The sequence below is a fragment of the Caulobacter sp. GW821-FHT10F06 genome, from assembly GCF_058809215.1.
Genome location: NZ_JBXASK010000012.1, coordinates 21,273 through 46,056, shown reverse-complemented (window position 1 = coordinate 46,056; position 24,784 = coordinate 21,273). Strand labels below are relative to the sequence as shown.

At 71.1% G+C, this 24,784-nt stretch carries 28 protein-coding genes and 4 pseudogenes; 4 read left to right on the top strand and 28 right to left on the bottom strand.

Features of this window, described 5'->3' with window-relative positions; genetic code table 11:
• Nucleotides 1-86 precede the first annotated feature (86 nt).
• The 8 genes and pseudogenes from AC1RUS_RS22100 to AC1RUS_RS22065 all read right to left on the bottom strand — a co-directional run bounded on the left by AC1RUS_RS22100 (nucleotide 87) and on the right by AC1RUS_RS22065 (nucleotide 7,756).
• Nucleotides 87-581, bottom strand: a complete 495-nt coding sequence (locus tag AC1RUS_RS22100) for a cytochrome c-type biogenesis protein (RefSeq protein WP_492918777.1) — start codon at nucleotides 579-581, stop codon at nucleotides 87-89.
• A 20-nt stretch (nucleotides 582-601) separates the two neighbouring features.
• Nucleotides 602-2,584: a heme lyase CcmF/NrfE family subunit gene (locus tag AC1RUS_RS22095; protein WP_492918776.1), complete on the bottom strand. Its 1,983-nt coding sequence runs from the start codon at nucleotides 2,582-2,584 to the stop codon at nucleotides 602-604.
• 10 nt (nucleotides 2,585-2,594) lie between these two features.
• Nucleotides 2,595-2,720: pseudogene (locus AC1RUS_RS22090) on the bottom strand (hypothetical protein); the annotation flags it as partial.
• A 9-nt stretch (nucleotides 2,721-2,729) separates the two neighbouring features.
• Nucleotides 2,730-3,227 (bottom strand): cytochrome c maturation protein CcmE, encoded by a 498-nt coding sequence (gene ccmE / locus AC1RUS_RS22085; protein WP_492918775.1) that lies wholly within the window; start codon nucleotides 3,225-3,227, stop codon nucleotides 2,730-2,732.
• Nucleotides 3,224-4,327 carry a c-type cytochrome biogenesis protein CcmI gene (ccmI, locus tag AC1RUS_RS22080; protein WP_492918774.1) on the bottom strand — a complete coding sequence of 368 codons (1,104 nt, stop codon included), beginning with the start codon at nucleotides 4,325-4,327 and terminating at the stop codon, nucleotides 3,224-3,226. Before ccmI ends, ccmE begins: the two co-directional genes overlap by 4 nt.
• 48 nt (nucleotides 4,328-4,375) lie before the next feature.
• A complete protein-coding gene (locus AC1RUS_RS22075) occupies nucleotides 4,376-4,786 on the bottom strand; it encodes a hypothetical protein (protein ID WP_492918773.1) in 411 nt (136 codons plus the stop codon).
• Nucleotides 4,787-4,845: 59 nt separating this feature from the next.
• Nucleotides 4,846-6,177 (bottom strand): hypothetical protein, encoded by a 1,332-nt coding sequence (locus AC1RUS_RS22070; RefSeq protein ID WP_492918772.1) that lies wholly within the window; start codon nucleotides 6,175-6,177, stop codon nucleotides 4,846-4,848.
• A 187-nt stretch (nucleotides 6,178-6,364) separates the two neighbouring features.
• A complete protein-coding gene (locus tag AC1RUS_RS22065) occupies nucleotides 6,365-7,756 on the bottom strand; it encodes an ATP-binding protein (RefSeq protein WP_492918771.1) in 1,392 nt (463 codons plus the stop codon).
• Nucleotides 7,757-7,775: 19 nt separating this feature from the next.
• Here AC1RUS_RS22065 and AC1RUS_RS22060 point away from each other — a divergent pair.
• A pseudogene (locus AC1RUS_RS22060) lies at nucleotides 7,776-7,876 on the top strand (hypothetical protein); the annotation flags it as partial.
• A gap of 3 nt (nucleotides 7,877-7,879) precedes the next feature.
• On the opposite strand, the gene AC1RUS_RS22055 reads toward AC1RUS_RS22060, so the two are convergent.
• From AC1RUS_RS22055 to AC1RUS_RS22045, 3 genes are all read right to left on the bottom strand, one after another.
• Nucleotides 7,880-8,557 (bottom strand): response regulator transcription factor, encoded by a 678-nt coding sequence (locus tag AC1RUS_RS22055; RefSeq protein ID WP_492918770.1) that lies wholly within the window; start codon nucleotides 8,555-8,557, stop codon nucleotides 7,880-7,882.
• A gap of 12 nt (nucleotides 8,558-8,569) precedes the next feature.
• On the bottom strand, nucleotides 8,570-8,890 hold the full coding sequence (locus AC1RUS_RS22050) for a PepSY domain-containing protein (RefSeq protein ID WP_492918769.1): 321 nt from the start codon (nucleotides 8,888-8,890) through the stop codon (nucleotides 8,570-8,572).
• Between the two features lie 160 nt (nucleotides 8,891-9,050).
• Complete coding sequence (locus tag AC1RUS_RS22045) at nucleotides 9,051-9,479, bottom strand: MarR family winged helix-turn-helix transcriptional regulator (protein ID WP_492918768.1); 429 nt, start codon at nucleotides 9,477-9,479, stop codon at nucleotides 9,051-9,053.
• 160 nt (nucleotides 9,480-9,639) lie between these two features.
• Between AC1RUS_RS22045 and AC1RUS_RS22040 the strand changes: the two genes are divergently transcribed.
• Nucleotides 9,640-10,599, top strand: coding sequence for an alpha/beta fold hydrolase (locus AC1RUS_RS22040; RefSeq protein ID WP_492918767.1), 960 nt, complete (start codon nucleotides 9,640-9,642; stop codon nucleotides 10,597-10,599).
• Between the two features lie 53 nt (nucleotides 10,600-10,652).
• On the opposite strand, the gene mazF is transcribed toward AC1RUS_RS22040, so the two are convergent.
• From mazF to AC1RUS_RS22005, 7 genes and pseudogenes are all read right to left on the bottom strand, one after another.
• Nucleotides 10,653-10,973 carry an endoribonuclease MazF gene (mazF, locus tag AC1RUS_RS22035; RefSeq protein ID WP_492918766.1) on the bottom strand — a complete coding sequence of 107 codons (321 nt, stop codon included), beginning with the start codon at nucleotides 10,971-10,973 and terminating at the stop codon, nucleotides 10,653-10,655.
• An 11-nt stretch (nucleotides 10,974-10,984) separates the two neighbouring features.
• A complete protein-coding gene (locus AC1RUS_RS22030; RefSeq protein WP_492918765.1) occupies nucleotides 10,985-11,227 on the bottom strand; it encodes an AbrB/MazE/SpoVT family DNA-binding domain-containing protein in 243 nt (80 codons plus the stop codon).
• Nucleotides 11,228-11,285: 58 nt separating this feature from the next.
• Nucleotides 11,286-12,236, bottom strand: a complete 951-nt coding sequence (locus AC1RUS_RS22025) for a DnaJ C-terminal domain-containing protein (RefSeq protein ID WP_492918764.1) — start codon at nucleotides 12,234-12,236, stop codon at nucleotides 11,286-11,288.
• Nucleotides 12,237-12,304: 68 nt separating this feature from the next.
• Nucleotides 12,305-16,129 (bottom strand): baseplate multidomain protein megatron, encoded by a 3,825-nt coding sequence (locus AC1RUS_RS22020; RefSeq protein ID WP_492918763.1) that lies wholly within the window; start codon nucleotides 16,127-16,129, stop codon nucleotides 12,305-12,307.
• Nucleotides 16,117-16,554, bottom strand: a pseudogene (locus tag AC1RUS_RS22015) (NlpC/P60 family protein); the annotation flags it as partial. The pseudogene AC1RUS_RS22015 and the gene AC1RUS_RS22020, both read right to left, overlap by 13 nt.
• A 76-nt stretch (nucleotides 16,555-16,630) precedes the next feature.
• Nucleotides 16,631-17,275 carry a phage/gene transfer agent baseplate hub protein gene (locus AC1RUS_RS22010; RefSeq protein WP_492918762.1) on the bottom strand — a complete coding sequence of 215 codons (645 nt, stop codon included), beginning with the start codon at nucleotides 17,273-17,275 and terminating at the stop codon, nucleotides 16,631-16,633.
• Nucleotides 17,275-17,904, bottom strand: coding sequence for a phage distal tail protein, Rcc01695 family (locus tag AC1RUS_RS22005; RefSeq protein WP_492918761.1), 630 nt, complete (start codon nucleotides 17,902-17,904; stop codon nucleotides 17,275-17,277). The genes AC1RUS_RS22010 and AC1RUS_RS22005 overlap by 1 nt, the downstream gene beginning before the upstream one ends.
• A gap of 255 nt (nucleotides 17,905-18,159) precedes the next feature.
• Between AC1RUS_RS22005 and AC1RUS_RS22000 the strand changes: the two genes are divergently transcribed.
• Nucleotides 18,160-18,621, top strand: a complete 462-nt coding sequence (locus tag AC1RUS_RS22000; RefSeq protein ID WP_492918760.1) for a DUF805 domain-containing protein — start codon at nucleotides 18,160-18,162, stop codon at nucleotides 18,619-18,621.
• A gap of 134 nt (nucleotides 18,622-18,755) precedes the next feature.
• Here the strand turns inward: AC1RUS_RS22000 and AC1RUS_RS21995 are convergent, their stop codons facing one another.
• From AC1RUS_RS21995 to AC1RUS_RS21950, 10 genes and pseudogenes are all read right to left on the bottom strand, one after another.
• Nucleotides 18,756-19,280: a phage tail tape measure protein gene (locus tag AC1RUS_RS21995; RefSeq protein ID WP_492918759.1), complete on the bottom strand. Its 525-nt coding sequence runs from the start codon at nucleotides 19,278-19,280 to the stop codon at nucleotides 18,756-18,758.
• Entirely contained in the window at nucleotides 19,277-19,459 is a 183-nt protein-coding gene (locus tag AC1RUS_RS21990) for a phage tail assembly chaperone (protein ID WP_492918758.1), read from the bottom strand. Before AC1RUS_RS21990 ends, AC1RUS_RS21995 begins: the two co-directional genes overlap by 4 nt.
• Nucleotides 19,456-19,731: a GTA-gp10 family protein gene (locus AC1RUS_RS21985; protein WP_492918757.1), complete on the bottom strand. Its 276-nt coding sequence runs from the start codon at nucleotides 19,729-19,731 to the stop codon at nucleotides 19,456-19,458. The genes AC1RUS_RS21990 and AC1RUS_RS21985 overlap by 4 nt, the downstream gene beginning before the upstream one ends.
• Before the next feature lie 2 nt (nucleotides 19,732-19,733).
• Entirely contained in the window at nucleotides 19,734-20,150 is a 417-nt protein-coding gene (locus AC1RUS_RS21980) for a phage major tail protein, TP901-1 family (RefSeq protein ID WP_492918756.1), read from the bottom strand.
• 16 nt (nucleotides 20,151-20,166) lie between these two features.
• Nucleotides 20,167-20,565: a DUF3168 domain-containing protein gene (locus AC1RUS_RS21975; RefSeq protein ID WP_492918755.1), complete on the bottom strand. Its 399-nt coding sequence runs from the start codon at nucleotides 20,563-20,565 to the stop codon at nucleotides 20,167-20,169.
• A complete protein-coding gene (locus tag AC1RUS_RS21970) occupies nucleotides 20,562-20,846 on the bottom strand; it encodes a head-tail connector protein (RefSeq protein ID WP_492918754.1) in 285 nt (94 codons plus the stop codon). The genes AC1RUS_RS21975 and AC1RUS_RS21970 overlap by 4 nt, the downstream gene beginning before the upstream one ends.
• 146 nt (nucleotides 20,847-20,992) lie before the next feature.
• Entirely contained in the window at nucleotides 20,993-22,219 is a 1,227-nt protein-coding gene (locus AC1RUS_RS21965) for a phage major capsid protein (protein ID WP_492918753.1), read from the bottom strand.
• Between the two features lie 171 nt (nucleotides 22,220-22,390).
• Entirely contained in the window at nucleotides 22,391-22,810 is a 420-nt protein-coding gene (locus AC1RUS_RS21960; protein WP_492918752.1) for an HK97 family phage prohead protease, read from the bottom strand.
• Nucleotides 22,807-23,055, bottom strand: coding sequence for a hypothetical protein (locus AC1RUS_RS21955; RefSeq protein ID WP_492918751.1), 249 nt, complete (start codon nucleotides 23,053-23,055; stop codon nucleotides 22,807-22,809). The genes AC1RUS_RS21960 and AC1RUS_RS21955 overlap by 4 nt, the downstream gene beginning before the upstream one ends.
• Nucleotides 23,052-24,373, bottom strand: a pseudogene (locus AC1RUS_RS21950) (phage portal protein). Before AC1RUS_RS21950 ends, AC1RUS_RS21955 begins: the two are co-directional and overlap by 4 nt.
• Between AC1RUS_RS21950 and AC1RUS_RS21945 the strand changes: the two are divergent.
• A complete protein-coding gene (locus AC1RUS_RS21945) occupies nucleotides 24,345-24,731 on the top strand; it encodes an endonuclease domain-containing protein (protein ID WP_492918750.1) in 387 nt (128 codons plus the stop codon). The pseudogene AC1RUS_RS21950 and the gene AC1RUS_RS21945 sit on opposite strands and share 29 nt — an antisense overlap.
• The last annotated feature ends 53 nt before the right edge of the window (nucleotides 24,732-24,784 follow it).

Here is a 24,784-nt window from a genome sequence, read left to right as displayed (position 1 = left end):
CCCGCGGCGCTCGGCGCCGGGTCATCTTCATATGAGAACCTAGACACGATGGCGTATCGCGCAATGGTTCTCGAATTATCTTTCCGTCACACGGGAGGTGCTTCTTGCGGCGTCTTTTCGGCGCAATCGTGACCTTTGTCCCCGAGCAGGCTCGCCAGGCGGGCCTCTTCATCGGCCGACAAGGCTTCCGTTTCGTCAACTTCGGCGGTTTCGTCGTCTCGTCGACGCTTGAGCAGCAGCGCCATCAGGCCGCCGCCCGCCGCGAGAATCGCCGCCGGAGCCAACCACAGCACGGCGTTGCCGCCCGAGAACGTCGGCTTGAGCAGCACGAACTCGCCATATCGCGCCACCAGAAACGCGCGGACCTCGCGATCGCTGCGTCCCTGGGCGATCTCCTGACGGACAATTCGCCGCAGGTCGCCGGCGAGGTCGGCCTGGGAGTCGTCGATCGACTCGTTCTGGCAGACCAGGCAGCGCACTTCCTTGAACAGGGCGCGGGCCCGGGCCTCCTGGGCCGGATCGGGCAGACGTTCGCTAGGCTCGGATGCGGCGGCCATGCAAGCGACAGCGGCCAAGGTCACGATCAGCGCCCGTAGCCTTTTCACGCCTTGGCCTCCGACGCCTTGCGTCCCACGCCCAGCCGAAGCCGACGGTCCGACAGCGACACCGCCCCGCCGATGGCCATCAGCAGCGGGCCCAGGAAGATCAGCCGCACCCACGGATTGACATAGGCGCGCACCAGCCAGGCGGGCTTGCCGCCCTCCCCGGCCCGGCGCTCGCCCAGCACGATGTAGAGGTCGTCCAGGCCCTTGGGGCAGATGTGGACTTCTGACGTCGTCTGGCCGCCGGTGGGATAGAACCGACGCTCGGGCTGGGCCGTGCAGACCACGCGGCCGGCCTTGTCGGTGATCTTCACGATCCCCCGCTCGGCCAGGTAGTTGGGGCCTTCCACCGTGCCGACGTCGGTCAGGGTCAGCTCATAGGCGCCCAGCTTGAACTGGCCGTTCAGGCTCAGGGCCTGGGCCTGTTCGACCCGCCAGGCGGTCTCGAACGAAGCCCCTAGCACGAAGACGCCCAGGCCGGCGTGGGCCAGGGTCGTGCCCCAGCCGCCGCGCGGCAGGCCCACGGCCCGGCGGGCGACCTCGGCCCAGGGGGCGCGGAAGGCCTTCAGGCGCTCGGCCAGCTCCAGCAGCGCGCCGCCGATCAGCCAGACGCCCAAGGCGACGCCGGCGCTGGCCAGGGCCTTGCGCGGGGCGACGACGGCGTAGGTCACCAGGCCGACCACCGCGGCGGAGGCGGCGGCGATCCACAGGCGGCGGGCGACGGCCGAGGCGTCGCCGCGCTTCCAGGCCAGCAGCGGTCCGGCCGGCAGGATGGCCATGGCCAGAACGAGCAGCGGCGTGAAGGTCAGGTTGAAGAACGGCGGGCCCACCGACACCGCCTCGCCGTCGATGGCCTCACGGATCAGCGGATAGAGCGTGCCCAGCAGCACCGTCGCCGTCGCCGTCGACAGCACGATGTTGTTGAGCACGATGGCGCTCTCGCGGCTGACCGGCTTGAAGTGGCCGCCGCTGTTGAGCGACGGCGCGCGGATCGCGAACAGCAGGAAGCCGGCGCCCGCCGCGACGCCCATCATGATCAGCAGCAGCACGCCCCGGGTCGGGTCGACCGCGAAGGCGTGGACGCTGGTCAGCACGCCCGAGCGCACCAGGAAGGCGCCCAGCATCGAGAAGGTGAAGGCGGTCAGGGCCAGGAAGGCGGTCCAGCCCGGCAGGGCGCCGCGCTTTTCCATGACGATGGCCGAGTGCAGCAGCGCAGCCCCGATCAGCCAGGGCATGAAGCTGGCGTTCTCGACCGGGTCCCAGAACCACCAGCCGCCCCAGCCCAGCTCGTAATAGGCCCAGAAGGCGCCCAGGGTGATGCCGATGGTCAACAGGCTCCAGGCCGCCAGGGTCCAGGGCCGCACCCAGCGCGCCCAGGCCGCGTCGATCTTGCCGTCGATCAGCGCCGCCATGGCCAGGCTGTAGACGACCGAAAAGCCGACATAGCCGCTGTAGAGGAACGGCGGATGCACCGCGAGCGCCCAGTCCTGCAGCAGCGGATTGAGCGAGCGACCCTCGACCGGCGGATCGGCCAGCCGGGCCATCGGGTTGGAGGCGAAGACGGTGTAGGCCAGGAACATCACGCCCAGAGCGCCCTGCACGGCCACGGCATAGGCCCGCAGGCGCGGCGGCAGGGTCGAGCCGAACACGGCCATGGCCGCGCCGTAGCCGGTCAGCACCAGGCACCACAGCAGCATCGAGCCTTCGTGGCTGCCCCACGCCCCGGCCACCTTGAACAGCAGCGGCTTGGCGGTGTGGGAATTGGCCGCGACGTTGGCGACCGAGAAGTCCGAGGTGACGAAGGCCCAGATCAGGCAGGCGAAGGCGATGGCCGTCGCGCCGAATGCGCCGAGGGCCGCGCCGCGTCCGGCCCCGGCCAGGGTGTGGGAGCGCCGCGCACCGCCGACGGCCGACAGCCCGCCCTGCAGCACCGACAGCGCGAGAGCCAGGATCAGCGCGAAGGCGCCCGTCTCGACGATCATTGAACCACCGCCCTTCTCCCCTTGCGGGAGAAGGTGGCCTGCGCAGCAGGTCGGATGAGGGGTCGCGCGGACAGGACGGGGAAACCCCTCATCCGTCGCTTCGCGACACCTTCTCCCGCAAGGGGAGAAGGGAAATTGCGGGCGATCATGGCTTGGCCCCCTTGGCCGCGCCGTACGCCGGCGGGCCTGCGCCCTGCCCGCGCCACTCGCCCTGTTCCTTCAGCGCCTTGGACACCTCGCGCGGCATGTAGCGCTCGTCGTGCTTGGCCAGCACCTGCTTGGCGATGAAGACGCCGTGCTCGTCGAACGACCCCTGCGCCACGATCCCCTGCCCTTCACGGAACAGGTCCGGCAGGTCGCCGTGGAACTTGACCTTGGCGGTGGCGCGATGATCGGCGACCACGAACTCCACGTCCCCGCCCGGATGCTTGACCACGCTGCCGGCCTGAACGAGACCGCCCAACTGCACCTTGCGGCCCGGCTTGACGTGGGCCTTCTGGGCCTGGGCCGGGGTGTAGAACAGCGAGATGGCGTCGCGCATGCCGTACAACGCCAGGCCCACGGCCAGGGCCAGAACCGGGGCGATGGCCAGCAGGATGGTCAGGCGACGACGCGCCTTGCGGGATTTCGGCCAGAAACTCATCGGGCGGTTTTCTGCGGAGGCGTTTGAGCAGCCTGGCGCAGGGCGGCCAGGACCTTGGGCTGATCGGCGTAGCGCTTTGAGGCGTCGGCCAGGGCGGCGTCGCGCTTGGCGGTCTCGCCCAGCACAGAATAGGCTCGCACCAGCCGCACCCAGCCGTCCGGATCGTCGGGCGAGGTCGCCAGGCGCGCGGCCAGGCCCTCGACCATGCCGGCAATCATGCCCTGGACCTGCGAGGTCTCTTCCGGCGCCGCGACGGGCGCTGGCAGGCCTCCGGCCTGTTCGACCGCGTCGATCTCGTTGACCATGGCCAGGTGGCGCGGATCGGCCTGGGGCAGGCTGGCGGCGATGGCGCGCCAGTCGGCCAGGCCCGCGTCGACGTCGCCGTCGGCGATCTTGCCGCGCGCCAGGTGATAGCGGGCCGACAGGCTGGTCGGGTCGATCTTCAGGGCTTCGCGGAAGGCGATACGGGCGTCGGGACCGACCTGGCCATCGCCCTCGGAGACGAAGGTCTCGCCCAGGGCGGTCCACAGGTCGGCGCGGCGCGGGGCCAGGCGCACGGCGCGGCGCAGGGCCTGTTCGGCGCCGGCCAGGTCGCCCGAGGCCGAGCGGGCCAGGGCCAGGTGCTTGAGGGGTTCGGCGTCGCCCGGACGCTCGGCGGCGATGCTCTCCAGCACCGCGGCGATGCGCTCGGGCTCAAGCTGAGCCGGATCGGTGGCGCGCCACTCGGCCACGCGCCGGGCATAGGGCTGGTCCGGCAGGCCTGGCGAGCCGATCTGGACATAGACCAGCAGGGCTGCCAGCGGGCCCAGCACGGCGGCCGACAGGGCGAGGGTGCGGGCGGTCTTGCCGTCCGTGGCCCAGACCTCGACCGCCTCGGCGGCCAACAGCAGCCGGCGGCCGGCCTCGGCGCGGGCGGCGTCGCGCTCGGCGGCGTCCAGCAGGCCGTCGTTGGACAGGCGGTCGATCTCGCTGAGCTGCTTCTTGTGAGCGTCCAGGCCCGACGCGTCGGCTCCGCCGGCGCCGGCCCGCGCCGCGCTGCGCAGGACAAGGGCCCCGGCCGCAGCCGACAGCCCCGCCGCCGAGATCCAGAATGCGATCATGAGCGCGTGTTAGCGGGGAATGGTCGCGGCCGTTAGCGAAAAAAGCGCTTAAGGGACGGCCGCGAAGGCTTCATCGGCGCTGAGGAACGACTCCACGCTGGGGAAGCGCACGCCGGGCCAGCTGCGGCCCGTCCGCTCGAAACCCTCCCAGCCGCTGGACTTGATCACCATGGTCAGGGTGCTGTGGCCCCAGCCGCCGCGCTCGTAATGGATCACATAGCGGCCGTCCTTCAGCTGGGCGGCCCAGATCATGCGCTGGGTGGGCTGGTCGCCGCCGGCGACGTCGCCCAGCTGGACCGGCTGGCCAGGATCGGCCATCGGCCCGTTCAGCAGGGCGCGCACAGGCTCGGGCAGGTCGGAGATCCGCTTGATGACCGTATAGTCCGACGGCGCGGCGATCGCCGGCGCGGCGACGCCCAGCAGGCCCAGAACGCTCAAACCGATGGCTGAAAGACGCATGTCCGCCCCCTCTGACTGAGGCAAGCGTCACCGGCGAGCGTGGCGGAAATAGGGGAGGATCAGGCCGCGATCGCGGCGGCCGCGCGGCGGCGGACGATCTCGGCGGTCTTCTCGTCGCGGGTATAGGCGATGAAGGCGGCGGCGACGTCGAGGTACTGCTGGGCGATGACCGGATCGCCGCCCTCGCCCGTGCGCGCCGCGTAGAGGACGTCCTCGATATACTGGTCCAGGCGGCCGTTCAGCTTTTCCAGCGCCTTGAGCCGGGTCGAACCATAGCCGCTCTGGGCCGCGCACGGCCGCAGGTCGGCGATGAAGGCCAGGATCGCGGTGGCGCGGCGGATGGCGTCCTCGTTCGGCGGCTCGGTCAGCTTGGCGACGCCCTTGCCCTTCTTGCCGCCCAGGATCGAGATCGGACGGGTCGGCAGGGCCTCGCCCAGCTCCTTGTCGGCCGTGCTCATGCGCAGGTCGACTTCCTTGGCGATGGTCTGCTTGTACTTCTGCAAACGGCGGCCCCAGGGCCCGTCCTTGGCGATGTTCACCGACTGCTCGAACTCGGTGACCTGCAGCGCCACGCGCTGGGCGCCCAGCGCCGCCTGACGGCCCAGCTTCTCGCCCTTGTTGAGGTCGAAATCGCGGATCAGGTCGATCGACGCTTCGATCTCGGTCAGCACCCGCTCGCCGAACTGGCTGACCTCGGACGAGGCCAGGTAACGGTCGTTGGGACGATCCATGACCGCCGAGATCACCCGCAGGATGCGCCAGTCGTCGGGCAGGTGGGCGGCCAGCATATCGAACATGCGCGGACCGGAGTCCTCGCGAATCTTGCAGGCGTCGCGATAGGCCAGGCGCGCGGCGGCGGCGCGCTCGTCGCTCATCCGGCTGACCCATTCGGACAACTTGGGCAGGGCCGAGCGGACGATGGCCGAGATGTCCAGGCAGTGGGCCAGTTCCTCGAAGTCGCCCAGGGCCCGCACCGCGTCGAAGGCGTCCTGTTCGGGATCGCGCAGGCCGCGCGACGCCAGCTTGCACAGGTCGTCGAAGACGTCGGGAATCCCCTGCTCGAGGTCCCACGGATTGCACTTGGCCGAAGCCTCTTCCACGCGGCTGGGGGCGGTGGCCTTCAGGGCCTTCCACAGGGTGGGCAGGACACGCGGCGAAAAGCTGATCTGGCCGCGCCCGCGCACGGCGCACAGCGGAACCAGCGGGGCCAAAACGTTGTTGCGGACGAATCGCTCGCCGGTCTCGTCCTCGACGAGGCCGCGCACCTGCGCCAGGCCGCCCGTCGATCCCACGCCCGCCAGCGCCATTTCCAGGCTGCGCAAGGCGGAGTCCGGCGCGGTTTCCACCAACATCCGGATGATCTGCAATTTGTGCGCAGCGATTGCCGTCATGATCCCCCGCCGGATCACAAAGACCGACAGCGTCAACCATGTTGGCAACGAGGTTAAGACTTTCCGAAACCCGCCAAAAAAGCCGCGCCTTCCGACGCGACTCTAAGCCGCGGAAAGCTCATAGGCGCCAGAGGTTTAGCGCTCTGCGAGATGCGAACGCTAACTCAACCTCCGCGACGGATTGCCGCTAGGTTTCCGACCTCGGAAGATCCAGCGCCACGCGCAATCCGCCCAAGGGCGATTCACCAAGCGTCACCGACCCGCCATAGGCCCGGGCCAGCTCGTCGACGATGGAAAGGCCCAGGCCCGAGCCCGGCGTGTGCTCGTCCATCCGCTGGCCGCGCTTGAGGGCGTCGGTCCAGCGCTCGGGCGGCAGGCCGGGGCCGTCGTCGTCGACGATCAGGCTCATGCGGTCGGCCGTGGTCGGCGCGGCCACCGCGCGGATCCTGCCCTTGCACCACTTGCCGGCGTTTTCCATGACGTTGCCGGCCAGCTCCATCAGGTCCTGCTTCTCGCCCTGGAAGCACAGATCTTCCGGGCAGCGCCAGTCGATCTCCACGCCCCGCCCTTCCGACTTGTCCTGGAAGATCCGCTCCAGGGTCACGGCCAGCTCGTCCAGGATCGGCTCGACCGGCGTGCGCTCGCCGCTGGTCTGGGAGCGGGCGGCGGCGCGGGCCCGGCGCAGGTGGTGGTCGACCTGCTCGCGCATCACATCGGCCTGGCGCGACACGACGTCGGCCAGGGCGCCCGGCTGCTGGCTGGCCTCGGTGATCATCACCGACAGCGGGGTCTTCAGAGCGTGCGCCAGGTTGCCGACGTGGGTGCGCTGGCGTTCGACCACTTCCTGGTTGTGCTCCAGCAGGGCGTTAAGCTCGACGGCCAGGGGCTCCAGCTCTTCGGGATAGGTTCGCACCAGCCGCTCGGCCTTGCCGCGCCGCACCGAGGCGACCTCGCGGCGCAGCCGGAACAGCGGCGTCAGGCCCACGCGCACCTGCACCACCACCGCCAGGATCAGACCGCCGCCCAGCAGCAGCAAGGCCAGGGCGGTGATGCGGCCGAAGCGGTCGGCGTCGGCGTCGATGGGCGAGCGGTCCTCGGCGGCGATGAACACCACCGGATCGGCGAAGCCGGGCAGCCGGGCCATCAGGGCGGCGGCGCGCAGCGGCTTGTCCTGCGGGCCGCGCAGGTCGAAGAACAGGGTCTTGCCGGGCGCGGCGTCCAGCCGGTCAACCTGCTCGGACGAGACCATCAGGTCGCTGTCGAACAGCGAGCGCGACCGCGCCGCCACCTGCAGCGCCCCGTTCGGAGCCCGGCGCGAGATCGTCCAGTAGCGGCCCGAATAGGTGCGGGTCGCGCGGATGTCGGTCAGGAACGGCGCCTTCAGCACCCCATCCTCCACCGACGAGCCGGCGTAGAGGTCGTCGGTCAACACCGCCAGGGTCTGGTCGAAGCGGCGGATGGCGGCGTCGCGAAACTGGGCGGTCAGGAAGACGCCCGCGACCACCAGGACCACGGCGTTCCAGACGACGGCCAGCAGCACCAGCCGCCGGACGAGCGAGGGGCGCCGCAGGTCGAGCACGCTAGCGCGCCAAGCCGAAATCCTCGTCCTTCGACACGCTCAGGATGAGGATTTTCATCGCACGGCGAGAGCAACAGCCCTCATCCTGAGCTTGTCGAAGGACGAGGGCGGCGCCGGCGTCGGTCACGCGGTCGCCTCGCCCTCCAGCGGGGTCAGGCGATAGCCCAGGCCGCGCACCGTCTCGATGCGGTCGCTGCCCAGCTTCTTGCGCAGGCGGCCGATGAACACCTCGATGGTGTTGGAGTCGCGGTCGAAGTCCTGGTCGTACAGGTGCTCGACCAGCTCGGTGCGGCCGATCACCCGACCCTGGTGCATCATCATGTAGTGCAGCAGGCGGTATTCCAGGGAGGTGAGCCGCAGCGGCTCGCCGTTGACGCTGGCCCGGGCGGCGCGCGGGTCCAGGCGCAGGGCCCCGCACGACAGCGACGGCGCGGCGTGGCCGGCCGAGCGGCGCAGCAGGGCGCGCAGGCGGGCCAGCAGCTCTTCGGTGTGGAACGGCTTGGCCAGATAGTCGTCGGCTCCGGCGTCGAACCCGGCGACCTTGTCGCTCCAGGCGGCGCGGGCGGTCAGGATCAGCACCGGCGTGGCGACATTGCCCCGACGCCAGCGCTCCAGCACCGACACGCCGTCCACCTTGGGCAGGCCAAGGTCCAGGATCACCGCGTCATAGGGTTCGGTCTCGCCCAGGAACTGGGCCTCCTCGCCGTCGGGCGCGTGGTCGACGGCGTAGCCGGCGTCGGCCAGGGCCAGCTTCAGCTGACGCGACAGGTCGGGATCGTCCTCGACGAGCAGGATACGCATGAACGGAAGTCCCTAGTTGCCGCTGAGGATCTGGCCGGTCTCCGCGTCGACGATGAAGTCGATGCGCCGACCGTCGGTGGTGGCCCAGCGGACACGGTAGTTGCGGCCTTCCAGGCCCGCGTCCAACACGCGTCCGGGGACGCGACGGCCGATCATCTCGATCACCCGCGACAGCGGCACCAGCCGGCCCGACTGCACGCCGCCGCGCGCCTGGTCCTGCTGGGCGCGCCAGTCGGCGCCCAGAGAGTCCTGGCCATGGCGCTGCGCCGACGCCGCGACCGGGAAGGCCGAGGCGATAGCGATGGCGACGAGAAGGGCGCGGATCGGTTTCATGCGCTCAGGTGTAATGCGACGCGGCTGAATGGAGACTGAACAACCCGCTTATGAACGGGGTGTGTCGTTCTGTCACGGGCGGACGAGGCTTGGCGCTCTTCATTACGGCGCATTGCGCCGATCCGGCTCGAATTCGGCGAAAGATCTTCGACGGAGAAGACTAGGCCTCCTCGCCCAGCGCCGCATACAGGCCCTGGATCTGACGATTCAGGGCGTCCAGTTGCGCAGGCGTCATGCCCGAGCGCTTCATCATCGTCTCGCCCAGGCAGTTGCTCTGCTCCAGGGTCGCGCGGCCGGCGTCGGTCAGGCGCACCTGCACCTGGCGCTCGTCGACCTTGCTGCGCTGGCGTTCGACCAGGCCAGCCTGCTCCAGGCGCTTGATCGGCGGGGTGACGGTGCTGGATTCCAGCGACAGCCGCTGGGCGATCGCCCCCACCGTCGCGCCGTCGTCCTCGCCCAGCACGCTCAGCACCAGGTACTGCGGATAGGTGATGCCCATCGCGTCCAGCATCGGCTTGTAGGTGCGGTTGATCGCCAGGCTCGTCGCGTAGAGCGTGAAGCAGATCTGGTCATCCAGGGGCAAGGGCATGGTCAACCTCCCGTCGGTTGGGCCTTTCCGGCGTTTTTTCATTGCGTATCACAGAAAAGGATATCGCGATAAATAATTCACTGGACAAGAGGGGTGCGACGTTTTAGCAATTGCATATCGCGATAACGAATATCGCAAACGCAAAACCGGAGAGACCCAGATGAGCCAGTCGCAAGCTTCCCGCCGCGGTGTGATGACCGCCAGCCTGGGCCTCGCCGCCGCTGCGGCCGCCCTACCCTTCGCCGCCTCGGCCGCCGAGACGGCCGCCCCCGCCAAGACCGGCGCCGGCGACGGCTACGTCACCGCCAAGGACGGCGCGCGCATCTACTACAAGGACTGGGGCCCCAAGACCGCCCAGCCCATCGTGTTCCACCACGGCTGGCCGCTCAGCGCCGACGACTGGGACGCCCAGATGATGTTCTTCTACGCCCAGGGTTTCCGGGTCATCGCCCATGACCGCCGCGGTCACGGCCGCTCGACCCAGACCGACGTCGGCAACGAAATGGACACCTACGCCAGCGACGTCATCGCCCTGGCCAGGCATCTGGACCTGAAGAACGCCATCCACGTCGGCCACTCCACCGGCGGCGGCGAGGTCGCCCACTACGTGGCCCGCGCCGAGGCCGGTCGCGTCGCTAAGGCCGTGCTGATCGGGGCCGTGCCGCCGATCATGCTGAAGACCGCCGCCAATCCGGGCGGTCTGCCGATCGAGGTGTTCGACGGTTTCCGCGCCGCCCTGGTCGCCAACCGCGCCCAGTTCTTCCACGACGTCGCCGCCGGCCCCTTCTACGGCTTCAACCGTCCGGGCGCGAAGGTCTCGCCGGCCGTGGTCGAGAACTGGTGGCGCCAGGGCATGATGGGCGGGGCCAAGGCCCACTACGACTGCATCAAGGCCTTCTCGGAAACCGACTTCACCGACGACCTCAAGAAGATCGACGTTCCGGTCCTGATCCTGCACGGCGAAGACGACCAGATCGTCCCCATCGCCGACAGCGCCCACCTGGCCATCAAGCTGGTCAAGAAGGGCACGCTGAAGACCTATCCCGGCCTGCCGCACGGCATGGCGACCACGCACGCCGAGGTCATCAACAAGGACCTGCTGGCGTTCATCAAGGCGTAGGGTCTAGTCGCAAGACCGAAAGCGCTCGCCGAAAGGCGGGCGCTTTTTCGCGTTCAGAAGTCCAACAGCGCCTTTAGCTTGCCCCGCACCTCAGCCAGAACCTCTGGCGAAGCGGCGCCTTTCCGAGTGGCGCGCCGCGCGACCCAATCGAGGCTCTTGACCTGATCGGCCAGCACGGCGCTTGGCTCCTCACCCGGGATCAACACCTCGAAGACATAGCCTTTGATCCGGCTCGTCATCGGACAGCAGATCATCATGCCGCGCTTGCCGTTATAGGCCGACGGCGAAAGCACCAGCGCCGGGCGATGACCCGCCTGCTCATGTCCAGCCTGCGGATCGAACTGAAGCCAGACGATGTCGCCGGCTTCGGGCACGTAGCGCCCCGTCACCAGACTTCGTCGCCGACCGGCGCGCCGAAATCGCCATCATCGGGGAAGGTCTCTGGCGCCATGGCGTCGAGTAAGGTCGCCAGATCATAGGCCGGCGCACGGATCGGCTCGATGATGATCCGGCCGCCCTCCTCCCGCACGTCCACGGCCTGATCCACGCTGATGGACGCGGCCGCCATCACCGTTGCTGGAATGCGGACGGAGGCGCTGTTGCCCCATTTCTTGATCAGAACCTGCATGCGCGATCCTCGGCCAAGGTCCAAGGGTCACACATGTGTCGACAAATGTCGATACAGCCTACTTCCGCTTCGGCGCGTACGGCTTTTGGTCGCGCCAGGCCTGAGCGAACTTCTCGAGGTCCGGGTCGATGGTCTCGGGCAGGGTCACCACCAGCCGGGCCAGCAGGTCGCCGCGCTTGCCCTTGGGGTCGGCGAGGCCGCGTCCCTTAAGGCGGAGCGTGGCGCCGCTGTTGGAGCCCTTGGGGACCGCCAGCATGACGTTTCCGTCCGGGGTCGGCGCTTCGATCTTGCCGCCCAGCACCGCGTCGGGGATCGAGATCGGCAGGTCCATGACCAGGGTCTCGCCCTCGCGGCGATAGATCGGGTGGGGCTTGATCGCCAGCTCGATCATGGCGTCGCCCTGGCCGCCGCGTCCCGGGCTGCCCTGGCCCTTCAGGCGCAGGGTCTGGCCTTCCTGGGCGCCGGCCGGGATGGTGACATCGATGGTGCGGCCGTCCGAGAAGGCCACGCGCTTCTTGCCGCCCTTGATCGCCTCTTCCAGGTCGATGTCGAGGCGGGCCTTGATGTCGGAGCCGCGCGGCGAGAAGCCGCCCTGCCCGCCGCCGCCGAAACCGCCGCCGCCTCGGGCGTTGCGGCCCAGGATGTCGCCGAAGATGTCGCCCAGGTCGATCTCGGGGCCGTCGCCGCCGCGCCCGAAGCCGCCCGACTGGAAGCCGCCACGCTGGAAACCGCCGCCGAAGGGATTGCCGCCGCCGCCCGCGCCGCCAAAGCCGCGCATGGTCTCGCGGCCGTCGGCGTCGATCTCGCCGGCGTCGAACTTCTTCTTCTTGGCCGCGTCGCCCAGGATGTCGAAGGCCGCCGAGACCTGCTTGAAGCGCTCCTCGGCCTCCTTGTTGCCCGGGTTGGTGTCGGGGTGGAACTGCTTGGCGAGCTTGCGGAACGCCTTGCGGATCTCGTCCGTGCTCGCCGAGCGGGAAACGCCTAGTTCCTGATAGGGATCGCGGGCCAAGAAAGTCCTCGAAAGACAAAGGTACAGAGTCCGCCCTCAATTAGGCCTTTCAGCGCCGCGCACAAGCATCAGAGCGAACGTGTCGCGGCCGCGCCCCAGCCCAGCACGGCCGAGCCCTGGGCGACCTCCACGCTCAATGGACCCGCGCCCGCGGCCAGGTCGACCGAGCGCAGGGCGGCGGCGTAGACGTAGGACGGGCTGTCCAGCTCGACCTCACGCACCACCGCCGCGCCGTTCAGCACCCGCAGGCGGTAGGTTTCGCGCGCCTCGCCCAGCGGGACCTCGCCGTCCCAGACGTCGCCGCCGACCCGGTCGCGCCGGATCCAGGCGACCAGGCGATCAGCGCCCGAGACGGTCACCCGCAGGTGGGCCGGCGCCAGCGGACGCAGGGCCCGGCCGCGCCAGGTCATCGAGGTCTCGGTCATCGCCGGTCCCGACGGCGGACCGCCGGCTGGGGCGGCGCGGACCAGCAACGGCGCCCCGCGCTCGAAGGCGGCGACGTCCAGCCGCACCACGGCCTCGTCCAGCACCACCACCGCCGCCCCGGCCGGGATCACGGCCTCGCCCGCCCCGCCGTCGCGCTGGCCGCGCAGCAGGCCCGACAGCCGCCAGACGTCCTGCGCCACGGCCTCGACGGCGGTGAAGCCGATGATCTCCCACTCGCCCGAAGGCGCCTGCACGGCCAGGGCGTTGTCGCCGGCCAGCACGGCGGCGAGCGCGCGGCTGGCCGGGGTCGTCCCTTCCAGCCGCACGGTCAGCTGGCCCGAGCGGTCCAGCCGATGCGGCGAGGCCGGCGGCAGGTCGACCATCGTCTGGCCCAGAGTGGCGGGGCTCTCCAGCCGCGCCCGCACCTTCAAGGTGTCGAGGTCGCCGCCGGCGTGGACGTCGAACGGCCGCCAGGGCTCGGCGGCGGCGGCGACCCAGGGTCGGCCGTCGTCCTCGGCGCCCGGCGCGGCCGGCAGGTCCAGCACCCGCAGCGCCGGCGGCCCGACCGGATCGCGCGGCGGGGCCGGCGTCCAGTCCACCGTCGCGCCGAGGCTCGAGCCCGCCACCACCGGGGCTAGGGTGGCGCGCGGATGCTCGTCCAGATCGACCCGCGTCAACCGCCAGACCTGGTTCTCGAAGCTCACGCGCTCGCCGGCCTCCAGGCGCAGGGCCTGCAGCGGCGACAGGTGGACGACGCGCTCGCGCCGGGCCGCGGCGGCGTCGGACAGCATCCGGGTCGCGACCTGCTCGGCCTCGGCGGCGGCCATGACGATCGGCGTGTCGGCGTCGGCCGCGCCCTGGCCCGTCTCGCGCCGGACAATCAGGGCGCCGGTCTGGTAGTCGCGAGCGGCGTCGATGAAGCGCAGGCGCAGGGCCTGGGCCGGCTGGACCAGGGCGCGCGAGGCGGTGGCGGCCGCCGGGCGATCCTCGGGCCAGGCCAGGTCCGCGTCGGCCAGGACGGTCGCGGCCGCGCCCGAGCGCGAGACGATCCGCGTCCCGCCGCCGCGCTCGACGGCGTCCAGGCCGAAGGCGGCGGTCAGCGGGGCCAGGGCGTCGCGCAGCCGCATCGGCCGGTCGACGACATAGCCGGCCACCACGCCGCTGGCCTCGCCCGGATCGACCACGACGTCGCCGCGCGCCGCCAGCGCCGGGATCAGCTCGGCCAGGGGCGCGACGCCCGCCCGGCCGTTCAGCCAGTGGCCCAGAGACCAGTTGGGGCCGTCGCTCCACACCGTCTGGCGAGCGGGGAAGTCTGGGAACGGCCGGGCGTCCCAGCACCAGGCGCTGGCGGCCTCGATCATGGGCCCGCCATAGGTCGGCGAGACCGGATTGGCGGCCGGGTCGGCGATCCAGTCCAGCACCGCCTCCAGGAAGCGCCTCTGGCCGAACTCGTCGCGCGCGCCGCTGGAATAGGGCGGCAGGCCGCTCTCGGCGCTCTTGGGATCGACGAACAGGTTGGGCGAATTGGCGCCCTTGTCGACGGCGGGACAGCCGAACTCGGTCAGGCGGATCGGCTTGGAGCGCGGGATCCAGGCCGTCGCAGCGCCCGACCGCACGCCGCCGGGCCGGTCGAAGTGGGCGTTGCTCCACCACGACTTCAGGTCCTTGGGTCGAAACATCCAGGCCTCGCCATAGGCGCCGTCGGTGATGGCGGTGCGGGCCTGGGCGTCGCGGGCGGTCTGGCTGGCGTAGTACCAGTCGAAGCCCTCGCCACTGGTCAGGCGGGCGCGCAGATAGGCCGGATCGTGCGGGCCCGAATAGCCCGCCGCCGCGTCCAGATGGGTCGTCCCGTCGCGCCAGTCGGTGACCGGCGGATAGAAGTCGACACCCACGAAGTCGACGGCTGGATCGGCCCATAGCGGATCGAGATGGAAGACCGCGTGGCCCGTGCCGTCGGCGGGCTGATGGCCGAAATATTCGCTCCAGTCGGCGGCGTAGCCCAGCTTCACGCCGGCCCCGACCATCGCGCGCACGTCGCTGGCCAGGGCTTTCAGCGCCGTCACCGCCGGATAGGTCCCGCCCGCGCCGCGCACGGTGGTCAGGCCGCGCAGCTCCGAGCCCAGCAGGAAGCCGTCGACGCCGCCGGCCAACTGGGCCAGGCGCGCATAGTGCAGGATCATCCGCCGAAAGCCCCAGTCGGCCCCGCCGCTGAACGTGGGCAGGCCGTCGCTGGTCCCGACCTGGGCCGGCGTCGCATTGCCGAAGAACGCCCCGACCTGGGCGGCGGCCGTCGCCGTCCCGTCCGGCGTTCCGGGCCGGCCGGCGGCGGGATGGCAGGTGATCCGGCCGCGCCAGGGATAGGCGCCCTGGCCGCCGACCGCGCCGTACGGATCGGCCAGGCCCGAGCCCGGCGGCACGTCCATCAGCACGAACGGGTAGAGCGTGACCTTCAGTCCGCGCCGCTTCAGCTCCGCGATCGCCTGTAGCACCGAGCGGTCGGACGGCGTGCCGCCATAGGCCGGAAACCCGCCGTCCAGCGACACCCGGTGCGCGTCCGGCCTTCCCACCCCGCCGGCGCGCCAGTCGAACGGCAGGGTCGCCTTGTCGGCCTGGTCGACGCCCGGCCGGATCTGGCACGACCCGGCCCGCAGGTCCGTCCCGAACCACGAGACCACCAGGGTCACGTGATCCACCTGCGGCAGCTGAGCCTGCAGCTGGTCCAGCGAGACCAACAGGTCGGACCGCCCCTCGGCGTTGTTGACGTTCTCGGCCGTGGTCCGGGTCAGGCCGTCGCGGCGCAGCACCTGGTCGGTGGCGTAGACGAACTCGCCGGCCCCGGGGATCAGGCACACGCCCTTCAGGCGTTCCTCCAGACCGGGCGAACCGCCGGCGCGCGGGCGGCGGAAGACCTCGAACGACAGCTGCGGCGGGCGGTTGCCGAAGGCGTCCAGCGGCAGATCCTCGAACACCACATAGGCCACGCCGCGATAGGCTGGGGCCGCGCCCTCGATCGCCTCGATCAGCGGGTCAGGCGCCTGGTCCTCGGTCCCGCGATGCAGGCGCATGGTCACGCCGGCCATGTCCATGACCTTGCCGTCGGCCCACACCCGGCCCAGGCCATCGATCGGTCCCTCGGCGACGGCGACGGCGAACGACAGGCTGTAGGCGTAGCTCTTGGTCTTCTGGCCCTTGGAGCCACCCACCCGGCCGTCGATCCGCTGCTCGCGAAACCGCGCCGCCCACAGCACATGACCACCCACGCGACCGCGCCCGAACACGCACGGCAGCGGACCGCCCTCGGCGGCGCCGGTGATCCGCAGCTCGGGGATGCGCGGACCGACCTGCCGGGCCGGGGTCAGCGCGTTGATGGCGGCGTTGTCGATCGCCCGGCCCACCGTCGCGCCGATGAAGCCGCCGATCGGCCCCGCCAGCGCCGTGCCGATCGTGGACAGGATCACCTGGGCCATGCGGGGCCTCCGAGGTCTGAAATGGAAGAAGAAGCCGAAAACCGGAAGGCGCCGGCCAATCGCTCGCGCCACCAGCGGCCCAGCCAGCTCTCGACGCAGGCCCGCCCCCAATAGGCGTGGATCATGCGATCGGGGCTCGACAGGATCGCGCAGTGCTTGGCCACGACGTCCGGGCTCATGCGGAACACCAGGACGTCGCCAGGCTCGGCCTCGACGGTCGGGATGGGGATCAGCCAGCGGCCCAGCGCTTCGAGCAGCAGCTCGCGCCCGCCGACCTCGGCCCAGTCCGGGCGATAGGGCGGCGGACGCTCGGGCTCGGCGCCGCGCAGCGCCCGCCAGACGCCGCGCACCAGACCCAGGCAATCGCAGGCCACGCCGCGCAGGCTGGCCTGGTGGCGGTAGGGCGTGCCCAGCCATAGGCGGGCTTCGGCGAGGACAGCTGCACGAAGATCCTCCCCCTCTGGGGGAGCATCTTCGTCTTCGCGTCGCCGGCCCCGCCCCTCACCGCTTGCTCCCGTCGTGCCGCTCGCCCTCGGACGGGTACAGCGTCAGGAAGTCCTCGCCCGGCGCGGTCGGGAAGCCCCGGAAGTTGATCCCGTTGGCGAACGCATCGACGCAGGTGCGCCAGCGCTTGTCGCAGGTCGCGCCCGGCGCCGCGGTGATCCCGCAGCGGGCGTCGCCCAGCGCCGCGTCGCACAGGCGGCCGAACGTGCGGCCGGCCACGCGGTCCAGCTGGGCCAGCGGACCTTCCAGCTCTGCGGTGAAGGCCTGGCCCTCGCGACGCAGCCGGGCCACCCGCGCCGTCCACAGCCGCACGAAGAGGGTCGGCGCGCTCCAGTCCACGCGCAGGCAAGCCACCGAGGCGCCGTCATAGAGCCCGGCCTCGATGTCGGCGGCGGTGATCGCCGCGTCGTCCAGCGCGCCCAGGGCCGCCGACAGTCCGGGCGAAAAACCCGTCGCCGTCTCGTGCGCGCCGGCGGTCCAGCCGGTGGCGGCGCGGCAGGTCGCGCCGTCGACCGCCAGGTCGCGGTCGTGATCGGTGAAGCCCAGCTTCACACCGTCGCTGCGCACCAGGATCCAGGCGTGGCACAGGTTGGCCGCGTCGCTGTCGAGGCGCGTGGCCAGCTCGGTCGGGATCGCGCGCATCAGACCCGCACCTCGACCAGGGCGCAGGCCGCGACCCGGGCGGCGGCGAAGCCCTCCATCTGCACGTCCAGCCGGTCGATGTCGAAGCGCACCGGCGTGTCGAACTCGAAGCCGGCCGTGACCGCCGCGCCGCTGACGGGCGCGGTGACCAGGATGACCACGCCCGTGACGGTGTCGACCGTGAAGGCGGAACCGCTCTGGACCACGCCGGCCACGGCCACCTTCACCGTGCCGGCCACCGGCTTGGCGATCGGCCGGCTGACGGCGTCGGCGCCGGCGCCGTAGGCCTTGACCAGCGGGAACGTCTTGCGCGCGCCGTCGCCGGTCCCCAGCGCCTGATCGGTCGCCGCCGGCTGGGCCGAGGGCGCGCACGACTTGAAGTCGGCCGGGTCGCGGAAGCGGAAGCCGTTCAACCGCCCGCGCCGGGCCTCGAAGAAGGCGACCAGCTCGGCGGCGTCGTCCAGCGGCCGGGCGGCGGTGGCGATCAGGTAGCGGCGACGCCCCTGGGCCCAGGGGCTGGAGCGCCGCTCGTGACCCGACGCCAGGGCCACCACCTCGGTGCGCCGCTCGACGCCGCCCGTGCAGCCGAACGCCAGCCGCGCGGGCAGGCGGATTTCATGGAAGGCCATGGGAGGTCCTTGTTTGAGATGGATCGGACAGGCCGATGGCCCCCTACGGACCGCTGCGCGGTCGTCTTCCCCCAGAGGGGGAAGATGAGGTCGGCGCGGATCATCTTCCCCCTCTGGGGGAGGAGCGCCGCAGGCGCGGAGGGGGCAAGTGGACCCGAAAAACGCCGTGCGTGATTAAGTCTGCGTCATGACCCGCTTTTCACTTCATGCGCGGGTCGCGGGGCCCTAGGTTCAGGTCACGAATTGGAGACTGACATGGACTGGAAGACCCTTTTCTTTTCGCCGGAAGGCCGCATCGGCCGGCAGGCGTTCTGGATCGGCTGGCTCTGCCTGCTGGGCGCCAACGTGGTCGCCGGCTGGGTGCCGTTCCTGGGTTGGGCGCTGTCGCTGGCGACCGTCTACTGCTCGGTCTGCATCCACACCAAGCGCCTGCACGACATGGGTCAGACCGGCTGGTGGCAGGTGCTGCCCTGGGTGTTCGGCCCGGTGCTGATCGCCGGCTCGGCCATCTCGATCGGCGTCTCGGCGGCCTTCGCGGCGCTCAGCCACGGCGAGCCGGACCTGGCGGCCATCACCGCCCTGGGCGGCTTCTTCATCTCGCTGTTCGTCGCCTTCGCGGTGTGGCTGGCCTTCACCCTGTGGGTCGGCTGCAGCACCGGCCAGCCCGGCGACAACAAGTACGGCCCCGCGCCGCTGAACACGGCGGTGGCGATTTAGGGAACGGCAAGACAGATCCTCCCCCATTGGGGGAGGTGGCCCAGAGGGCCGGAGGGGGTCCTCAACGGCATAGGCCGCGAGGGACCCCCTTAGTCGCTCCGCGACAACTCCCCCAAGGGGGGAGCATCTACGGTCTACAACCCCCTCGCCCCCAGGTTCACCGCCCGCGCCAAGGCCTGCGCCAGCTGGGCGTCCGACCGCGCCAGGGCCGAGGCGTCGCCGCCCGAGACATTGACCGTTACCGACACCCCGCCGCTTCCCAGCGGCTCGATGCTGCCGGCCGAGGCCGGGCGAAACACCTCCGGCCCGCGCTCGCCGACCAGATAGGCGCCGCCGGTCACCACCGGGCCGCCGTCGGCCCGGGCGCCCGAGAAGGCGCTGGACACCGCGTCGGCCAGGCTCGCGCCGCCTCCGCCGCCCTTCATCGCCGCGCCGATCGCGGCGATCACCGCCCGCGCCAGCTCGCCCAACGAGATCTCGCCGTCGGCCGCCGCGCCGGCCAGGGACTTGACCAGGCTGGCGCCGGCCCGGGCGAAGGCGTCGTCGATCGACCGCGCGGCCTTTTCGGCGGGCTCGACCAGGGCCTCCAGCGCGGCGGCGGCCTCGGCCGCGCGAGCGGGAACCCCGCGCAGGCCGTCGTTTTCGTCGAATGCGCTCATGGGCGGGGCTCCTCGTCGGGAAAGCGGGCGATCAGGGCGTCCAGCCCCGGCCGGCCCAGGATCGGCGCGGGCGGCGTCGCCGTCAGGGCCCGCCACTCGCGCAGGGACAGTCGCCAGAAGGCGGCGGGCGCGATGCGCAGCGAGACGGCCAGCCGCAGGGCCGCGTCCCAGCCGCTCATGCCGACGCCGCCAGGGCCGCGGCCACGGCGGCCACCGCCTCGGGTACGGTGACGGCGTCCAGCGGACCCGGCTCGCCGTCGATCAGGGCGGCCAGCACGGCCATCAGCTCGCGGGCCGACAGGGTCTCCATCCGGGCCGGCAGCGCGCGCCAGTCGGAAAGGGCCAGCGCGCCCTCGATGCGGGCCAGGGCGCTCAGGGTCAGGCACAAGCGGCGCGGGGTCCCGGCCAGGACGACCACGACCTCGCCGCGGGCGGGGTTCGGGATGAGCATGGCTAGATCGCCGTGAACGTCAGCGCGCCGGCGCTGGCCAGGCTGAGCGCGAACGCCGCCTCGCCCTCGTGGTCGCCGGCATATTCCAGGGCCGCGACGAGGAACGCGCCTTCCAGCTGGCCGAAGTCGGGCACGATCAGACGCCAGGTGCGGGCCGACTGGTCGAAGAAGCTTTGGCGCACCTGGGCGTCGGAGGCGGCGTCGCGGAACACGCCCGAACCCGCGACGGCGGCCGACTTGACCCCCGCCCCGGCCATCAGCTCGCGCCAGCGGCCGGTGCTGTCGCTGTCGGTGACGTCGATCGGACGGGCGTTGAGGCTGATGGTCCGGGCGCGCAGGCCCGCGACGGTGATGAAGGTCGGCGTGGAGGCGCCGTCGCTGATCTTCAGGAGGATGTCCTTGCCGGCTTGAGCGGCCATGCTGAGTGTCCTTGATCTAGAGGGGTTCGGTCACGGCCCGCACGCGCAGCAGACCCAGGGTCAGCTCGCGGTCGGCGGCGCGGAAGACGTCGGCATAGGCCACGCGCAGATTGACCAGCCGGCGGCCGGTCACGGCGGGCCGGGCGTCGTGCAGGGCCGCGCGGACGGCGGCGACCACCGCCCGCGCCTCCTCGGGTCCGCCGAACCGCGACACGCAGGTCAGGGTGACGACGTGCTCGAGGCCCTCGCCGTCGACGCCGCCGAAGGCGCGGCTCTCGGTGCGGCTGACGGCGATGCAGGGATAGGTCGGGTTGCGCGGCGCGACGGCGTAGGCGCGGTCGGCGACCAGGGCGGTGACGGCGGGCGCGGCCTTGAGGGCGGTGACCAGGGCGTTGGCCAGGGCGGTGTCGCTCATAGGCGAGCCTTTCGGTAGGGCGCCAGCCATGGCTCGACCAAGCTGAGCGGCGGCTCGCCGCCCCCGTCCTGGATCAGCGCGCGGTTGGCGTAGGCGTGGGCGACCAGGGTCAGGACCGACAGCCGCAGCGGGGCGGGACTGGCCGGCGCCAGGGTCAGGCCGGTGGCGGCCGCGACCCGCGTCTCGGCGGCGTCGATCAGCAGCGTGACCAGGCTGTCCTCGCTGGCGTCGCCCACGCGCAGGAAGCCCTTGGCTTCCGCCAGGGTCAGGGATTGGGGCATTTGGGGGGTCTTTCGGTTGGGGACTCGCCCCCTCCTGACCGCTTCGCGGTCGTCCTCCCCCATAGGGGGAAGATGAACCGCGCCGACCTCATCTTCCCCCTATGGGGGAGGAGGGCCGCAGGCCCGGAGGGGGCAAGTGGATCGGCCTACGACGCCGCGAACTTCAGCAGCTTGACCGCATCGAAGTTCTGCACGCCGCCGCCGACGCGCTTGGTGGTGTAGAACAGCACGTGCGGCTTGGCCGAGTACGGGTCGCGCAGCACGCGGACGCCGGCGCGGTCGACGATCAGGTAGCCCTTCTCGAAGTCGCCGAACGCCACGGCCAGGCTGTTGGCGGCGACGTCGGGCATGGCCTCGATCTCGGTGACCGGATAACCCAGCAGCGAGGCCGACTGGCCCGGCTGCAGCGCCGCGTTCCAGATGTAGTTGCCCTGCGCGTCCTTGAACTTGCGCACCGCGCTGACCGTGCGGCGGTTGAGTACGAAGCGGCCGTTCTGGCGGTACTGGGTCTTGGTCGCGTAGATCAGGTCGATCAGCTTGTCGGTCGGGTTGCTGCCCGGCCAGGCGCCGGCGACCCCGGTGGCGACATAACCGACCTGGCCCCAGGTGTAGGAGGCGTCCGGCGCGGCGGTGTAGGCCAGCAGGCCCTTGGGCTTGTTGACCCCGTCGCCGTTGACGAAGGCGTTGGTCTCCTGGGCGGCGAAGGCGTCCTGCACTTCTTCCGCCAGCCACTCGTCGATGCTGACATAGGCGTCATCCAGCAGGGCCTGGGTGGCGGCCGGGCTGGCGTAGAGCTCGCCGGCCGGGAAGTCGATGATGTCCAGGGTCGGGGCCGTGGTCTCCGGACGCGCCGCGGTCTCGGCCACCCAGGCGGCGGCCAGGCCGGTCGGCGAAACCGGCTTGCGGAACGTGCCCGAGCCGATAGTGCGCACCTGGCAAATTTCCCGCATGGGGCTGGTCGCCGCAAGGCGACGCAGGATCGAGCGCTCCAGCTCCGGCGGGGCGACATAGCCGCCGGCCGTCGCCACGCCTTCCGACAGGCCCTTGGCTTCCAGCAGCAGCGCCGGGGTCTCGCCGGTCTTGATGTAGCGGTCGAAGGCGGCCTTGCGCTCGTCCACCCGCGCCAGCGGCGCTTCGCCGGCCAGCGAAGGCCTGCGGGCGTCGCTCATCACCCGGTCCAGGCGGTCCTGGGCGCGGGAGACGGCCTGGTCGATGCGGCTGACCTTCTCCTCCAGCAGCACGTCGGCGCGCTTGGTCTCGATCGCGCTCAGCCGTTGGTCGTTGGCGGCCTTGAAGCTCTCGAACGCCGCCAGCACCTCGTGCAGCATCCCGCGCGCCTCGGGCGAGGCCGCGACCTGTTTGGTCTCTTTCATGAAGTTCTCCGAAAAAGCCCTTCCCCCTCGATGGGGGAAGGGTTTGGGATGGGGGTGGACGCCTTGGCGTCCATCCCGATGGATCGGACGGAGGCGCGGCGCCGGACGGGCTTGTCCTGACGCGCTGTCACCCCCATCCCCAGCCCTTCCCCCATCGAGGGGGAAGGGAGATCAGTTCGCGCTGACCTTCAGCCGCGCCTGGGGCAGCATCGGGAAGGTGACCACCGACACCTCCCACAGCTCCACCCGGCTCAGCACGCGCAGGGCGCCGTCCTGGCGGGCCTTGACCTGGCGAAAGCCGATGGACAGGCCGTCCAGGGCCCCGGCCTCGACCAGGGCGGCGACCAGCCGGCCTCGCGGCGTCGCGCGCAGGATGCGGCCGCGCACGAACAGGCCCTTGGCGTCCTCGGCGATCTCGTCCCAGACGCCGACCGGCTCGCCGTCGTCGTGCTGGTGCAGCATCTTCACGCCCGCCGCGCCGGTCTCGACCAGGCTGGCCTCGAAGGCGCCGGCGGCGGTGACGTCGTCATTGAGGTCGCGGGTCCAGAACAGGGACGCGTAGCCCTCGATCTTCAGGTCATTGTCCGTCATCGGGCGCGCTCCAGCTTGGCTTCGATGCGATCCAGCGCCGCGCGGCTGGCGCCGGCCTGCTCCTCCAGCCGCGCCAGGCGCTCGGCCACCGGGGCCTGGGCGTCCAGGCGGCGCTGCATGTCGTCGATCCGGGCCGAGGCCCGCCCGGCCCACATCAGGGCGGCGGCGGCCTGCAACACGACGGCGACGATCAGGCCGACCGAGACCTGGCGGTCCAGCCGCCAGCGGTTGGGCGTGGGTCTCATGGCTGGACCTCCAGCCCGGCCAGCCGCCGACGCTCCTCGGGGGTGAGGAAGCTGGCGGCGTCGAGCCGGGCCCACAGGGCGTCGCGCTCGGTCGACAATGCGGGCACGGCGTCCAGGTCCGGCGCGATGCGGGCGCCGGGGAACTTGGCCGACAGCCAGCCGGTCATGGCCCGCGCCGCCCGCTCGACCAGCGGCACCACGGTGTGCCGCCACAAGGCGGCGTTGGCCTCGCGATAGTTGGCGTAGGTGGCGTCGCCCGGAATGCCCAGCAGCTGCGGCGGCACCCCGAAGGCCAGGGCGATCTCGCGGGCGGCCGAATGCTTGCCCTCGGAAAAATCCATCTCGGCCGGCGACAGCGACATGGCCCGCCAGTCCAGCCCGCCTTCCAGGAGCAGCGGCCGGCCCGCGTTGGCGGCGCCCGAGTGGACGGACGTGAGCTCGGTCTTCAGCCGGTCGAACTGCTCGTCCGACAGGCGATCGCCGGCCTCGCGGTTGGAATAGACCAGGGCCCCGGACGGCCGGGCGGAGTTGTCCAGTAGCGCCTTGTTCCAGGCGCTGGAGGCGTTGTGCACGTCGATCGCGAAGGCGGCCGCCTCCAGGGGCGAGAGGCCGTAGTGGTCGCTGGTGGGGTTGAACAGCTTCAGGTGCAGCACCGGCAGCCAGCCGTCGGCGTCGCGCCCGATCCGCACGGTGCGTCCGGCGGCCTGGTAGTCATAGGCCAGCGGCCAGCCGCGCGGTCCGGGGACCAGGGTCATGCGGTCGGGCCGCAGGGCGTAGAGCTCGCTCGGCTGCTCGCCGTCGCCGGACGCCTCCAGATAGGCGTTGCCCGCCGTCTGCAGCCCGCCGAAGAACGCCTCCATCAGGTCGGGACCGCCCTGCTCGGGATTGGGCCGGTTGATCAGGGCCTGCAGCGGATGATCGCTTGCCCGCCGACCGTCCTGGAACACCGCCAGCGGCGTCGCGGCGGCGGCCTCGGCGATCATCCGCACGCAGCGATAGGCCACGGGGTTCTTGGCGAAGCCCTCGCTGGCCAGGGCGGCGTAGTCGCGCGGGGTCCACTGCGGCCGCCCGCTGGTGGTCAGGGCGATCAGCCGCGCGGCGCGGGAGTCCTTGATCTCGGGCGGTTGGGGTTTTCGGAACAGAGGCATGGGGGTGCGGCTCCAGAGCGGCGGAGTTGAGAACGAATAGGGAACATGTTAGGGTTGAGCCGCCACTTCATCTTCCCCCTATGGGGGAGGAGGGCCGCAGGCCCGGAGGCGGCAAGTGTCGGCAAGCGAAGGAGCCGTGCGATGAACGCCCCCAGACCCACCGTCGCCAACGCGCGCCGGCTTCGAAAGGCGATGTCGCCACCCGAGGTGATGCTGTGGTTCGCGATCCGTCGAGGTCAGCTGGACGGTTTCAAGTTCCGGCGCCAGCACCCGGTCGGTCCGTATGTGTTGGACTTCTTCTGCCCGGCCGCGCGGTTGGACGTGGAGATCGATGGTTTTGATCATTGCATCGGTGATCGGCCGGCGCGGGACGCCAACCGCGATCGATGGTTGTTGAGCCAAGGCGTTCGGACGCTGCGCATTCCAGCGCGAGAGGTGATGCAGTCCGTGGATGGAGTGCTGGCGGCGATTGTGGAGCACCTGCGCCACTTGCCCCCTCCGGATGCTCCGCATCCTCCTCCCCCATAGGGGGAAGAAAGACGCCGGCGCAGTTCATCTTCCCCCTATGGGGGAGGACGACC